12 protein-coding genes are annotated in these 15,303 nt (G+C 36.4%); 4 read left to right on the top strand and 8 right to left on the bottom strand.

Features of this window, described 5'->3' with window-relative positions; genetic code table 11:
* Positions 1-4 precede the first annotated feature (4 nt).
* The 5 genes from DUT69_RS04145 to DUT69_RS04125 form a co-directional block, all read right to left on the bottom strand.
* The gene (locus DUT69_RS04145) at positions 5-1,594 is read right to left on the bottom strand and encodes a M20/M25/M40 family metallo-hydrolase (RefSeq protein WP_113651852.1); all 1,590 of its coding nucleotides are present in this window, start codon (positions 1,592-1,594) and stop codon (positions 5-7) included.
* A 332-nt stretch (positions 1,595-1,926) separates the two neighbouring features.
* Positions 1,927-3,198 (bottom strand): DUF1501 domain-containing protein, encoded by a 1,272-nt coding sequence (locus DUT69_RS04140; protein WP_113651851.1) that lies wholly within the window; start codon positions 3,196-3,198, stop codon positions 1,927-1,929.
* 2 nt (positions 3,199-3,200) lie between these two features.
* Positions 3,201-5,126 (bottom strand): DUF1800 domain-containing protein, encoded by a 1,926-nt coding sequence (locus DUT69_RS04135; protein ID WP_113651850.1) that lies wholly within the window; start codon positions 5,124-5,126, stop codon positions 3,201-3,203.
* Positions 5,127-5,291: 165 nt separating this feature from the next.
* A complete protein-coding gene (locus DUT69_RS04130) occupies positions 5,292-6,554 on the bottom strand; it encodes an MFS transporter (RefSeq protein ID WP_113651849.1) in 1,263 nt (420 codons plus the stop codon).
* 62 nt (positions 6,555-6,616) lie between these two features.
* Positions 6,617-7,414: a sensor histidine kinase gene (locus tag DUT69_RS04125; protein WP_113651848.1), complete on the bottom strand. Its 798-nt coding sequence runs from the start codon at positions 7,412-7,414 to the stop codon at positions 6,617-6,619.
* 291 nt (positions 7,415-7,705) lie between these two features.
* On the opposite strand from DUT69_RS04125, the gene DUT69_RS04120 reads away from it, so the two are divergent.
* A complete protein-coding gene (locus DUT69_RS04120) occupies positions 7,706-8,323 on the top strand; it encodes a response regulator transcription factor (RefSeq protein WP_113652495.1) in 618 nt (205 codons plus the stop codon).
* A 118-nt stretch (positions 8,324-8,441) separates the two neighbouring features.
* Positions 8,442-9,854, top strand: a complete 1,413-nt coding sequence (locus DUT69_RS04115; RefSeq protein ID WP_113651847.1) for an exopolysaccharide biosynthesis polyprenyl glycosylphosphotransferase — start codon at positions 8,442-8,444, stop codon at positions 9,852-9,854.
* 762 nt (positions 9,855-10,616) lie between these two features.
* Here DUT69_RS04115 and DUT69_RS04110 read toward each other — a convergent pair.
* Together DUT69_RS04110 and DUT69_RS04105 are read right to left on the bottom strand one after the other, a co-directional pair.
* Positions 10,617-11,156 carry a serine acetyltransferase gene (locus tag DUT69_RS04110; RefSeq protein ID WP_240186653.1) on the bottom strand — a complete coding sequence of 180 codons (540 nt, stop codon included), beginning with the start codon at positions 11,154-11,156 and terminating at the stop codon, positions 10,617-10,619.
* A 5-nt stretch (positions 11,157-11,161) separates the two neighbouring features.
* Entirely contained in the window at positions 11,162-12,298 is a 1,137-nt protein-coding gene (locus DUT69_RS04105; RefSeq protein ID WP_113651845.1) for a DUF1972 domain-containing protein, read from the bottom strand.
* A gap of 277 nt (positions 12,299-12,575) precedes the next feature.
* On the opposite strand from DUT69_RS04105, the gene DUT69_RS04100 reads away from it, so the two are divergent.
* Together DUT69_RS04100 and DUT69_RS04095 are read left to right on the top strand one after the other, a co-directional pair.
* Positions 12,576-13,349, top strand: a complete 774-nt coding sequence (locus DUT69_RS04100; protein ID WP_113651844.1) for a polysaccharide biosynthesis/export family protein — start codon at positions 12,576-12,578, stop codon at positions 13,347-13,349.
* Between the two features lie 10 nt (positions 13,350-13,359).
* Positions 13,360-14,178 (top strand): glycosyltransferase family 2 protein, encoded by an 819-nt coding sequence (locus DUT69_RS04095; protein ID WP_113651843.1) that lies wholly within the window; start codon positions 13,360-13,362, stop codon positions 14,176-14,178.
* On the opposite strand, the gene DUT69_RS04090 is transcribed toward DUT69_RS04095, so the two are convergent.
* On the bottom strand, positions 14,175-15,191 hold the full coding sequence (locus tag DUT69_RS04090) for a glycosyl hydrolase family 18 protein (RefSeq protein ID WP_113651842.1): 1,017 nt from the start codon (positions 15,189-15,191) through the stop codon (positions 14,175-14,177). The two genes, DUT69_RS04095 and DUT69_RS04090, sit on opposite strands and share 4 nt — an antisense overlap.
* Positions 15,192-15,303 lie beyond the last annotated feature (112 nt).

Here is a 15,303-nt window from a genome sequence, read left to right as displayed (position 1 = left end):
TTTATTAGTTAACGCCACCTTTTCTGGTAGGCTTACTTTGTATCGGCCAGGTCATCGGCTCGCCATTACGCGGATTTAATGGTAAAACGCTTCTCACTTTAGAGGTAGTTTGCGGATCTTCGCACGCCATGTAAACCAAAATTGCAGTTAGTATTGCGTTGCTTCTAATATCATCAAAAACCAATTTATCATAAGTATCTCTATTGGTGTGCCAAGTATAATTACCATAAGACCAACCTGTAGAACTTAAAGAAAATGCTGGTGCACCTGCTGCAACAAACGATGCATTATCTGAACCGCCACCACTTGGTGTACCAGGGAAAGTACTCTTAATATCTCTTCTTATAGATGCAGGAACTGGAGCTAACCAACGGTTAAGATATTCGTAAGCATGTAAAAATCCTTGTCCAGAAATATCAAATACCCTACCTGTACCATTATCCTGGTTAAACAAAGCCTGAATATTTTTAACTATCTCAGGATGATCTTCTACGAAAGCTCTTGAACCGTTTAAGCCTTGTTCTTCGCTACCCCAGTGGCCAGCAATAATAGTTCGTTTAGGGTTAGGATAAAACTTTTTAAGAATGCGCATTGCTTCCATCATGGTAATTGTACCTGTACCATTATCGGTAGCGCCTGTACCACCATCCCAAGAATCTAAATGAGCCGAAAGCATTACATACTCGTTAGGTTTTTCAGATCCTTTTACAGTTGCAACAGTATTAAAAGTTGGCACCATACCTAACTCTTTAGAATCTGTTTTAACGCTAATTTTCGGTTTAACACCAGATTCTGTTAAACGATACAACATTCCGTAATCTTCTAAAGAGATATCAATCGAAGGAATTTTAGTGGTATTAGCGCCAAAAATTTTGTTCACGCCAAAACCTTGCGACCAATTGCTGGTAACTACACCTAAAGCACCGTTTTGCTCAAAAGCCATCGCCAATGCTTTTAGGTTTAGGCCGGTTTTACTAATTCTAGATCTCCAGGCATTAGTTTGCGCAGTCCTTTCATCGTTCATCTTTTTAAACGACTCTTCCGTTCCCCACTCTTTCCAGTTATAATCTGGTCGGCCGGTTGGCTGGTTCATAGAAAACATTACAAATTTACCTTTAACATTTTTAACCCAGTCTTTAAACGATACCGAATCGGGTAGATCAGGATATATAATCATTTCGCCGGTTAATGTTTTGCCATTTGTGCTCGGACTAAAACCCAACTGCATCCCTTCTAAAGATTTTACTCTTGGAGAAACCATATCTATATGAGAAATCCCTCTCTCCCATCCACGCCACTCGCCCCATTTTTCGTTCTGAGCTGTAATTCCCCAACTTCCGTACTTAGCAACAACCCAGTCGTTTGCCTGTTTCATTTGTGGTGTACCCACCAAACGCGGCCCCACGCCATCTAAAAGTTCATGCGCCAATTTCTCTAATTGCGAGTTATCGGTTGCTTCCTTAATAATATTTTGGATTATTGGATCTTTACTTTGTGCGTAGCTTAAACTAGTACTAAGCATAGTTGCTGCAAAAAGTAATTTTGCACTACGTCCAATAGCGGGAAAAGCCAGAATTTTTGTCGAGGTTTTCATCAATTTTATTAATTAGTTTAGTTGTGACTTGAAAGATAAGGCTTTGCATTTGTTTTAACAAAGCAAACATTCAAAAACCAAGCATAAAAACAAGTATAAAAAACTGATTATCAAATTATTGAACAACAAAAAACAACATTGTAACAAAACTATTTAATAGAAAAACTGTGTTAGCAAACTATGGCTACAAATGTCCTTCTTTACGCTTTACTGCGTGCTCGCTTCAATAAGGTTTATTTGTTAAAGTTTGTAGGCTGTGGCAAGAGTACGCATATTGCATAGAAAACTTACGAAATCTACGCTAAAACGCAGAAAAGACTTCTCAGTTTAAACTATACGCTTCTCATTACGCCTATCTGTTTACCAGTCCAATCTGGAAAGAGCACCTTATTATTGTTAATACCTAAATGTTTATTGGCAACCTCGCTAAATACAGCTCTAAAGTCTGTAGTTACGGCTAAATCCCTACCATCCTCTAAATTTTCTTTAGCTAAAGGATTTACGATGCCGTGTACCAAACCGCCACTTACGCCATTGCCTAAAATAAAATTGCAAGACGCTCTTCCGTGGTCGGTACCACCCGTACCATTTTGCGCAACGGTTCTGCCAAATTCAGTCATAGTCATCACGGTAACCTCATCTTGGTATTTACCCATATCAGTCCAAAATGCCATCATGCTATCGCTTAGATCGCCTACATTTCGGGCAAAAACACCGGTATCTTTGCCTTGATTAAAATGTGTATCCCAACCGCCAGATTCTGCAAAAGCAACTTCTAAACCAACATCCATTTTAATTAGTTGTGCAATCTGTTTTAAGGAGTTTCCTAAAGTTGTATTTGGGTAAATTGCACTGTATTCGGGTTTGTAATTCTTGGTATCGGTTTTTTGAAGCATTTTAATAGCGTCAAAACTTTCCTTACCGGTATTTTTTAGTAAACCAGACGAGGTTTGATCGTATAAATCTTCGAAACTTTTCGATGCCATATTCGCACCAGTTTGGTTTCCTCTCAACTGAATATTAAAATCGGCCAAATTGCTGATAGCAACGGCAGCATTATTACCATAAAAAGATCGTGGTAACGATGAAGTTAAACTTACACCTTGAAAAGGCGAAACGGTTTCATGACCCAACAACCCAACTGCTCTGTTTAACCAACCACTTTCAGTTCCTTTATTAAAGGGTGTGCCAGACTCCATAAAATCCTGTGCATCGAAATGCGAACGCGTATTGTTTGGCGAACCAATGCCATGTACTATAGCCATTCGTTTCTCCCTAAACATAGGCTCGAACGCCTCCATTGATGGATGTAAACCAAATCTTCCATCTAAATCTATTAATGGTTTACCGGTTGCAGTTTTTGCCGCCGACATAAAAAGAGTTGGCCTTGCTGCTTTTAAATATTCATCAGTAAATGGTGTTACCGCCATTAAACCATCCATAGCTCCACGTTGAAAGATACAGACTAATATCTTTTTCTTTTTAAACAAACCTGGGCTATTTGTTCCGGCTACGGCATCTGCCAAAAAGCCCGGAATACCACCTAAGCTCATACCAAATAGGGCAAGTCCGCCTGCTTTTATAAATCCTCTTCTCGATGTCATAATTACTTACGTTGATATTCTGGTGAACCTATAATTACCCCAACAACTTGCGAAAGCATATTGCTCGTAGCGTTTTTCTGTAGTTTAGCATTAGCTAATGCCTTTGCCTGTGCTTGTTTTTTATCCATTGCATCCATCAGGGTTGTATCCTCATCATTTGCATTCATGGTTTGCTTGTTTACTGTATTTCGCTCTGCGGCCTTTGCAACATTAGCCTCTAAATCTGGAGCGTTTAACATCGGTTTTAACCTATTAACCGTTTCATTCAAAGCCCGGCCTGGCATAAACATCTTGCTGTAAACCATTAAGGCTGCTTCCGCACTTTCAGGCTCATGGTTATTGTTTAAGGCTGCCAAATCAAAAGTTATTCCAGGGATTTTTTTAGATGCCAATGCGAGTCCAAAATTCATTCTGTTTAATAGCGAACCTGTATTTATCCAATACTGCCCTCTATCTGGAAAGCCGGTAGGCGCTTGGTAATAATATATTTTCTGACCCATTTTATTTATCCAACTAAATAATTGGTAAGGTTGGTTTACATTGGCATTTAAACTTCTCACAGCGCTTATTGCTAATTCAAACGGCGACTTGGTTTTTTCTCGCAATGCATTTTTTGACCAAAACTCTGGCGCATTTACCATAGTGATTAAAACTTCCTTTATATCTCCGTTGGTACTTAAAAATGTTTTCGCCATTTTATCAATCAACGTTTTGGCAGGTTGATCGCTTACAAAACGTGTGGCCAATTTCGTTGAGATAAAGTTAGCCGTGCTTTTATGATGGGCCAACATTTTTAACAATTCTACTCCTTCTTCATAACCTCCACCTGCCGGAAATTTTCTACCCAAAACAGTCTTTTCGCCATTATCGTGTTTGTTCATAGCGAATAAGAAATCTCCATCGTGTACAAATCCGCGTTTTCGCAAGTTTTCCTCGCCTAATCTATCGATAAGATTCTTCATTGGCTTACCATAACCGTCATCTCCCATGGGCGCTAAAGTCCAGCCAGTTAAAATTCGAGCTGCTTGGGTTACATCGCTTTGCGTATAACCGCCATCTACGCCCAAAGTGTGCAATTCCATTACCTCACGAGCATAGTTCTCATTTAAACCTTGTCGGTTTTTTTGCAATGCTTTTGGTTTTGCATTAGGCTTTGCGGCTATTATTTCGTTTCCTCGATCATCTACAACCGTATTACTACCTGTACTGGTAAAATTGTCCAGATACATGAGCATTGCCGGAGATTTGGCAGTTTCTAAAAGTAGGTTTTCAAATTTTCCAAAAACGTTCGGCCTTATAATATCCCGCTCGAAAGACGGAATGTAAGCTGCGCATTGTGGTTTACTTAAGGAAACGTTAAAATGATTAAACCAAAATTCGGTAAGTAATTCTCTTAATTGATTATTACTATAGGTTGCCCTCAAAATCTTTTGATTTATGAATTGGCGATAAAGCTCTTGTTGTGGTTTTAGTCCTTTCGATTGCATATAAACCGCTAAAGTATCCCTATAAGCTTTGGTATTTTGCCGATTAACCGAATCTTTATGTATAAATCCATCTCGCACTGCAAACCTCACAATTTGCGCCTGACGAGGAAAAACATTCTCTATTTCGGTATTGGTCAGATTTATCGCATCGAATTGAGCTAATCTTTTATCTAAATCGGTGTCCGATAAATTTCCGGTTAGTTGCTTATCGAGCCATTTTTCCAAACCCATTTCAATGAGTTCCTCAACATCGCCATCTTTAGCGCCATAAGTAAACCTATTTAATAAGTGAGCTGCAGCCTGTTGTTCTGTTAAGCCCGCTTTTTTGTAAGGAAGATTTAATTTTTGTACAGCTTCGAAATTTCTAACGAAAGAACAAAACAATATAGCGCATGTAAATGCTAAGGTTGCTAAGTAGAAATGATGGAATTTCGCTTTCATAATTAACTGGTAAATTCTATGTTATGACCATTGATAACGTAGAAGGATTAATTAAAAGGAAAATTTAATATGGAGCGTTTAAGCTAACAAAAAGTTAACATTAATAATTTAGTAGTTATACAATATAATTAAACGTAAGAATTTTTGTTTTGTTTTAGGATGGATTTAAGCCTGATTAATAAGGCTTGATGGCTCTGTACTTTCGCCTTCTTTTGCTTTTACCAACTTACTAACCCTGTTCATTAAGATTATACTGATGATTGATATAACTACCACAAGGTACCCAACTACATTGTAATGTTCTAGGGGACTATTTTTTGTTTCCTGCACTACAATCATCCCAGAAATTGCCGCTGCTACCCCACCAGCAATTTGCTGTAAAGACGAGTTTACGCTCATAAAAGCACCTCTATCTTCTAGATTAGGTACGGCGCTGTTTAAGGCTTGCGAAGGAATCATCCTACTCATTACGCCAATCATTAAAAGTATATTTAAAACAATAACAAGCCAAAGCGGAGTAATCGAAAGGTTGGTATAAACAACGCACATAATCATCATCCAAATAGACGCAAAAGCAAAGATTTTGAATTTGTTTACTTTATCGCTTAGCTTGCCTACTACTGGCATAACGATTAATGAGCAAACACCAGAAAACATAAACAACATGGTTAATTGGGCATTGGAAACACCAAGGTTATTTACTGCAAAGGAACTGCCGAACGGCATCATCATAAAACCACCAATTGATAACAAAGCGGTTGAGGTAAAGGCTATCCGATGGCTTTTCTTCCGTAACGTGTTCCATAAATGTTTTAAAGGAGAATTTGCCGACTTAACCGCCAAATGTTGGGTAAGTGGCTTCATTTTTAACGCTATTAAAATTGCAATTATAGCTGCTAAGCCTGCAACCATCAAAAACGGCGCTTCCCAGTCCCATAAGTTTGCAATGTATAAACTTATGGGTATACCTAAAACCTGACTTGCACCAAAACCCATTTGTATAAAGCCCATAACCCGGCCTCGTTGTTGCAGATTAAAAATATCGGTAATAATTGCCATTGAGATAGAACCAATTACACCACCGAACAAACCGGTAAATATTCTTGCAGCAACCAATTCTACGTATGTGTGCGCTAAACCACAAAACACGGTACCTATAGTAAAGCCCACGTAAAAGAAAAGTAATAGTTTTTTACGGTCAAACCTATCGGCGAAACCCGCAGCTAATAAACCAGAAATACCTGCACTAAAAGCATATGCAGAAACGGCTACCCCAAAAGCAGCAGGCTTTAGCGACATGGATTTCATCAGCATATCTCCCAACGGAGACATTACCATAAAATCTAAAATAACGGTAAACTGCGTTACGGCAAGTAAAAAAACGATTAGTTTTTGATAGCCTGAGAATACAGGTGTTTTAGTTTCCATGTTCTACGTTTGCAACAAAAGTAACTGGAAATAAAGTAAAACCGATGTAAATAAAAACTTACTTAAGAAGAAAATTCTTTTAACGGAATTTTAATCTTTACGATGGTCCCTTTATAATTTTCGAGAATTAACGAACCATTAAGCTTTTCGATTCGTTTTTTGATATTCTTAAGTCCCATTGCATTATGGCGGGCATCTTTTGGGTCGAAACCTATGCCATTATCCTTAATAATAAAAAGCAAAACGCCATTACTAACCGTAACAGTAGTTGACACTTCAGTAGCCTTAGCATGCTTTATTGCATTGTAAACCGTTTCTTTTACTACTAGATAAGTATTTCTTCGCCCTTGGCTATTGATAATAACTTCTGGCACGTGCATCGGGAAATCAGGAATGTATTTGATATCTGTATATTCAAATAGCTTGATTGTTTGATGTTCGATATAATAAAGTAAGTTCTCTAAGTTGTCGCCTTCAGAATTCGTACTCCAAATAATCTCGTGGATTTTCTCGGACATCTCGTTAACCATACCACTAATTTGTTTTATTTCAGCTACATCTGTTCTGTTTTTACTGGCCGTATCTGCAAAAAGTTGTATAGCGAATAACCCAGAACCAATATCATCGTGTATTTCGCCACTAATGCGTTGCCTTTCGGCTCTTATAAATTGCTGTTGTTCTAAAAGAATCTTTTTTGATTTATCTCGAAGGGTGGTATATCTATAGGAAAGATAAATAATAGCTGTAATTGCAACTAATATAACCATTAACACTGCCCACCAATATTGTAAATAGGCTACAGAGAGACTTGATTCTTTCTGAGGTACCGACAAAACAATTAAGTGTAAAATAGGTTGCATTGTGTAAAGAGGGTTGAAAATTATTCCGATATCAAAAATGGGAATTATAGAACAATATAACAAGCTAAAATATTGTATACTGAAGTCAAATACCTAATTTTAGGTACATTTATTAATAAATATTTTTATAAATTAGGTATTATTTTTACAGTGCTTTTAAAATGTGAATAAAACAGCAGCACTTTTTTAAGTGGTTCTGTGGTGGTTGTGCATCTTTTTTTACTTCAATATTAAGATTAATAAACTAAGATAGTATATATTCGCAAACATTTAATGTTTAAACATTTAAAAATGATTTCTATATCTATTGTTGAAGATCATGAGAACTACAGAAAATCGCTTGCAAAAGCGATTGAGACCCATGAGCAGTTTAATATTATTGGTGTTTATCCATCGGCCGAAGAGGCGATTAACGAACTTGTTAACAATCCTCCCGATATAGCAATATTAGACATTAAAATGAAAGATATTTCTGGCATTGAGCTCATTGAACAGGTTAGAGCTCAAATACCTGACACGCAATTTCTAATGTGTACCTCATTTCAGAATGACGAGAACGTTTTTAACGCTTTAAAGGCTGGAGCATCTGGTTATATTGTAAAAGGTTCTACCGCCTTAGAAATACAGAATGCAATTTTAGAGTTATATGATGGTGGCTCGCCGATGAGCCCGTACATTGCCCGAAAGGTAATCAGCATGCACCACAAACAACCGGCTCCTTCAAATTTTGGTTTAAGCCAGCGAGAGCTAGAGGTTCTATCACTATTAAGCAAAGGGTTGTTGTACAAAGAAATTTCAGACCAGTTGGACATTAGCCCAAATACTGTAAAAAACCATTGCAAAAACATCTACAAGCGTCTTCACGTACAAAACAAAGTAGAAGCTTTAAACAAATTTAACAGCTTTTAACCAGCTATAGCCCAAAGGGGCTATTGTACTTAAGGCATAGAAATTGGATTTTTGAATTGTGAGTTGTAACTGACATTGTGCTCGGTTAAAATTCAACAATAAAATCATCCCAATTGATATGCAAAATCGTTATGTATTTATCTTAATAGCCCTGTTAGCGGTATTTGATGCAATCGCCATCAACTCATCGTATGCAGTTCTCTATTTTTTTGATATTATAAAACATGACGAGTTAAACATCTCAGTTAGCATAGCCTATTTAATAAAGTTAAATCTATCTTGGATTTTGGCTGCATTGCTAACAAAACTGTACAGCTATCAAAGCCTACAGCAAAACAGAAGCATTTGGTTAAAGAGTTTACAAACAATTGCCCTGCAACTGACCGCTTTTACCGTATTATCACTTGCTTTTTCTGCATTCGATTTGTTGCAACACTATATTGTAATAGCCATTCTACTTCAAATACTATTTTTAGCGTTGGTGAGAGCCGGAATTTACTTTACCAAAAATTATTACCTAAATGCCGACTTGATTAGAAAAAGAATTGCAATAGTTGGCGGTAATGACATTAACCTTAGGCTGGAGAAGTACTTTATGCAAAACCAGCTTTCGTATGAATTTACTGGAACTTACCCAGACATAAAGACAGATACTAAAACCCAAAGTGATAGTTTAGAAGATTTAGAATCTACCATACATTTTGCCATCGAAAACAATTTGGACGAGGTTTATACCTCCTTGTTTCCTGAAAACCATACAGGACTGGATAACCTAATTGCTTTGGCCGAGCAAAACTGCGTAAGGGTTAAGTTTGTAACGTCTTTCTTAGAGTTTCAGAACCAGGAAGCAACCTTCGCAACCGAAAATTACAAACTATCGAGATTTTATGACGGGATACCGATTTTAGTAGCTAGAAATGAACCTTTAGATTTAGTCTGGAACCGCTTAATAAAGCGAAGTTTTGATATTGTCTTTAGCCTATGTGTAATCGTTTTTCTATTATCATGGCTGTTGCCAATTTTGATGATTGCGATTATGATCGAATCCAAAGGCGCTCCAATTTTTACACAAGCGAGATCAGGTAGAAACAACAAGTCTTTTTTATGCTTCAAGCTTAGAAGCATGAGGCTAAATGCAGACAGCAACAAACAACAGGCTACGAAAAACGACCCGAGAATTACCAAAATCGGCTCGTTTATGCGTAAAACTAGCTTAGATGAACTACCACAGTTTTTTAATGTGCTAATGGGTAATATGAGTGTTGTGGGTCCGCGACCTCATATGTTAAAACACACAGAAGAATACCGAAAAATAATTAGCCAGTACATGGTTCGCCATTATTTAAAGCCAGGCATTACTGGATGGGCACAAATTAACGGACATAGAGGGGAAACCAAGATACACCAGCAAATGCTAGATAGAGTTGAGCACGACGTTTGGTATATGGAAAACTGGAGTTTAAGTAAGGATGTTGAAATTATACTTAAAACAGTAACCAATGCGTTAAAGGGAGAAGATAACGCTTATTAAAAGAAAACAATAAACAAAACAATAGGTAAAGAGGTAGGTTGATGGATGTCAACCCCTCTTTTTTAAACAAATCCTTTAGTAACTATATAGTTAATAAAGGCCTTAAAAAGCAACAATAAACAAAACAATAGGTAAAGAGGTAGGTTGATGGATGTCAACCCCTCTTTTTTAAACAAATCCTTTAGCAACTACATAGTTAACAAAGGTCTTAAAAAGCAACAATAAACAAAACAATAGGTAAAGAGGTAGTTAATGGATGTTAACGCCTCTTTTTTTTGCGTCTAACCTCTTAAACACAACCAATGTAACAATTATTTTATCGTCTGCAAAATAATTTAAATTTGTTAACGTTGAGCTTCCTTAAATTTAAAATGTCGCCCGCACTATCAGAGGTGGTTATTAGATTTAATCACAATACAAATTAAACACGCTCTTTTCTCAAATTCTCCATAAGGTACTACGCTTCATTTACGCCTAAACTATATTTTATCTATTCACAGACGGATAGTTACTTATGGAGTGTAACATCCATAAACCAACGGACACTTCGTTAGCACCTCTGCAATTAGAGCAAAAATCTGCACTATTACCATATTTGACCTATACTTAAGCCCTACCCGAAGATGGCGTAAGCATAGTAGTAAATAAACTAGTAGTAAGTTCGCAGTGCGATGTAAGAAAGGGATTTTAAAAAGACGATTAACTATGAAAACATTATCAGCTAGTTACATCATAAACGCTAGCACAGAAACTGCAGAATTATTAAGCGAATGAATGTTGATCGTAAACTTTTTTAAGCAGCCTTGCTGGGTTGCCCACCATAACAGAATTTGATTCGATGCTTTTTGTGACTACCGTACCGGCACCTATGGTTACATTATCGCCAATCACTACATCGCCAATAATTACCACATTTACGCCAATATCAACATTATTTCCAATTTTTGGCGATTTACCTGACGAACCATCTTCGGCAATTTTATTGGTAATCGTGGTAAAATGCCTTATAGTACAATTATCTCCAATAATAGTATCTGCAGAAATTACAGACCCATAACCTCTATTAAGTTTTAGCCCTCGCCCAGCAGTTACATTCCAATTAATACCAATATTGAGTATCCATTCTATAAAAAACCGATACAATAAAAGATACCAAAAGAACAGCACGTTGAATACGATATTACTTTTAACCAATTTAGCCAAACGAAAAAGGAACATTACGATTTGCCCCTTAAGGCTACCCCTGTTCACTTTCCAATCCTGAAAAAGCGCAAAATCCATTTTATGATTTGATAACCTCATTTTTATTAGCGCTCTAATTGGTTTAGTTCTGTACGTTTTACTATCGGCATATTATCTGGTTGTAAAAGGCAATCTTCATAGTTGTCTATAACACGCCTCCAATTATATTTTTCGGCTATTTTTTTGGTGTTATTGAAAATAAATTCCTGTGCTTTGGCATCAGATTTTTTTCGTTTAATAAGATGTTTAGCAACCTCGTATGCATCGTTAAAATAATAGCCATTTTCGCCTAGCAAGTCCTTATTAATCTTATTGTTATTTGCAACTATTAAACTGCCAGAAGCCATTGCATCAAATAAAGCAAGATTTGCGCTGTATGCCCAATTATTATGAAAACAGAGATTGGAATAATGCCTAAGGTTATTCAAATGCTGAGTATCGTAAATAGCACCCAAAAACAGGATATTTTTAAATTTTTGATACTTTTCTTTTAACGCTAATGCATAACTGCCAACATCATTTCCCACAACTAAAAATAGTACGTTATTATCAGCCAACACTACCCCATCCAACACTTCCTCAATCCTGTTCTCCGGAATCAACTTGCTAAATAACATGTTGTAATTGCCAGCACTCAAATTATATCTTTGCAAGATTAGGTCATCAAATTGCGAAGGCATTTCTGCACCGAAAGGAATATAAACTGCTTTTTTCTCGTATTTATTTGATATTTTTCTTTCAACAGAGGTTGCGTCTGTTACAATCAAATCGCTATGCTTAACCGCCATTTTTTCTGCGAACGAAAGGTATTGTTGCATTAACTTACCGTGTTTGGCTTGCTTGCCGCTAAGCCCATCTATTAAAGTGATAACTTTTGCATTTCTGGGAAACAAAAAACCGAAAACGGAAATTGTTGTGTAATCTAATTGGATAAGCACATCGAAATCCTTAGCCCTTACATCTTTTAAACAATTGTAGTTATAAATAAAACGCCCTATAGATCCAAGTTTATATTCAAGATCTTCAATATGAATGATGTTAATGCCATTCCAACTAGGTTTTTGAAAGGTATGGTTATGGGGGCTGTACACTGTCAATTCATGTCCTCGGCCGGCCAAACCAAGCGCTAAAAGCTCCGCAAGCCTCTCATATCCCCCGTACCTATTTGGTATCCCCCTGGTGCCTAGAATCGCAATGTTCATGAATTAAGATTTGTCTGATGATTTGTGTGTCGAGAAAGCACTCGATTTCAACATTCGAAATTATCTATTGTTATCAGGCTCGACAATAGCCCTTTTTGACTATGGTTCAATTTTAGATATTAAAAATCGATAATAGCCTTTTTAAAAGGCTATTGAGAGACTTGTACAAACTACACAAATGTTTAGCCTTAAAGGGCTATTGGGCTACTGATGCCAGCTAAGTAATTTAGCGACTTCTAAAAATCGAATACCGAAAATTACTTGTCTCTAGAAAATAATGAAAAAATTAATAAACAGCTTAGTTATTTTAATTGCTACTACAATTTGCATTTCTTGCACTGCATATAAAGATGTGCCATACTTTCAAAATGTAAAAACAAATACTACTGAAAAAATAGCAAATTTTACTCCGATTACAATTCAACCTCAAGATATTCTTGGTGTAAATGTAGTGAACCTAAATCCAGAAGCTGCTGCAATTTTCAACAGTAATTTAAATCGAATCAATGGAAATAATCTAGATGTGAGTGCAACTAATCCTATTATTGGATATTTGGTTGATCAAAACGGAAATATACAATTCCCTACCGTAGGAACTATGAAAGTTGCTGGCCTAACCACGTCAGAGGTTCAAGCCAAAATTCTTGAAAAAATTGGACCGTCCATGAAACAACCATCAGTAACAGTTCGCATAATGAACTTTAAAATTTCCGTGTTAGGTGATGTTGCTAAGCCTGGCATTTACCCTGTAACCAATGAGAGAATAACCGTTACGGAAGCATTAGGGCTAGCTGGAGATTTAAATATAACTGCTTTAAGAAAAAATGTATTACTGGTAAGGGAGATAAATGGAGAAAGAAAATTTATTTCGATAGATCTTACTTCAGAAGCTCTGTTTAGTTCTCCAAATTACTATCTCAAAAATAATGATGTAATTGTTGTGCAACCAGGAAAAGTAAAGTATGCTCAAGTAAGTCGTGGATACCAAACTACCACAATTTTACTCTCTGCATTGTCCATAGCTGCGTTGGTGTTTACAGCCTTTAAATAATATATACATTATGTCAACGGCTGATCGCTCTGTAGCGATAGATGTTTCAATTGTTATCGTAACAATGAACCATCTTAAGAAATTAAAGAACCTGCTCACTTCTATAAACAAAATTGATGACGGCGCATTAACTTACGAAGTAATCATAATAGATAATTGCTCAACTGATGGGGCACCTGAATTTGTAGCAACAAACTATCCAAATGTTAGATTAGTTGTTAATTCAGAGATTCATGGTTTTGCATACAACAATAACAAAGGAGCAAATTTAGCTTTTGGAAAATATATTTTCATTTGTAATCCTGATGTTGTAATTCTGGAAAATGCTTTAAATAACTTGTTTAAGTTCGCACAACAGCATCCTGATGCTGGAATTGTTTGTCCGCAGTTATTAAACTCCGATTTATCTTACCAGCCATCCATCAGGGGTTTTCATAGCCTCAAAATAATTTTTGCTAGATTAATCTCTAAAGGAAACGACAGCGCCAAAAACCAAACTGTAAGGGCTTATTTACTATCTGATTTTGATAAGAATAAAACACAAAAAGTTGATTGGGCTTTAGGTGCAGCCATGCTCTTAAAACAAGAATACTACAAAAAGCTAAATGGTTTTGATGAGAAATTCTTTTTGTATGTAGAAGATGAAGATTTGTGTCTTAGATCTTGGAAATTAGGCCCGGGTGTAACCTACTACCCAGAATCAAAGATGATACATGATCATCAGAGAGGTAGTTCTAAAATCAGCATATTAACTTGGTACCACCTAAAAAGTTTTATATACTTTATAGTTAAACACAACTTAGTTTTTAGAACTGTAAAGCGGGATTAGTTCTTATCAGTGTTAGAGGTGACAACTTCATTTAAAGCATTTAATAGCGAATTTGAGCCTGCAACATCTGCTGACAATTCCCATATCATTACCCCGCCTGCTTCTTTTAAAGCATATTCTGTTTTTTTCTTTATGGTTTGGATTCCGTTGTAACCAATGCCATTAAATGTATCGCTTGTTGCCGAACCTCCTTTTTGCAAAATATCTTTATATAAAACATACGAGGTGAAATCCCAATCTTTTCGGGCTCGCCCATAAAATGGAACGCCCAAAATTGCTTTAGAACTTGGTAGCCCTCTTCCCTTCCAATACGCTAAACCATCCACTACCAAACTATATGGAGAATGATTAAGTAAATTACTGAAACTGTCGTATGCCATTATATTTAAAAAGTCGATATGAGTTAAAACTTCATTTTCGATCCCTGGCTCGTTTAACGGTGGTACGGCAATAGTTATTATTTTTTTTTCGTTGTGTACGGCAGTAGACAACTCTTTAATTAAGGCCGTAAAATTCTTATCACTTACACCAAGTTTAGGTGTCTCCCAATCAATATCAACTCCATCAAAACTATAAGTTTCAAAAAGTCGGAGTATTTGACTTATAAAGTTTTTTCTATACGACTCATTTGCCGACAACGAGATAAATGCACTCGCATCTCCGTGGTTCCAACCGCCAATAGATGCAAGCACTTTAACTTTATTAGAATGTGCTTTCGCAATTAACTGTTTAAGTGCCGAAACATCACCTATCGGACTCAAATCACCTTTAACAGTTGGTAAAATAAAAGCGTAGTTTATATGCGTTAACTTATCAAATTGTATAGAATTCATATCAATAGACCATTCCGGAACATATGCTATAACATGAAATTTCGGCGCCATAGGAATAGCTGGAGGCAATGGAATTTTGGCGACCTGTTCGACTAACATTACATCTGTCTTTTTAGCACAGGATAGAAATATTAACGCTACGAATAAACAGATAAAGGTTATAAGTTTTGGAAATCTCATAAACAGGTTTAAAACAAAAATACAACAATAAACAATTTCCTTATCTGATTGATAGAGAGCAATCTGAATCCAAATATATAAAAAAAATCGGTTTTTGTTAATACCTGTTATG

Origin of the sequence: Pedobacter namyangjuensis, from assembly GCF_003313325.1 — a bacterium.
In the GTDB taxonomy this organism is placed as follows: domain Bacteria; phylum Bacteroidota; class Bacteroidia; order Sphingobacteriales; family Sphingobacteriaceae; genus Pedobacter; species Pedobacter namyangjuensis.
This window is presented reverse-complemented; position numbering and strand designations above follow the sequence as displayed.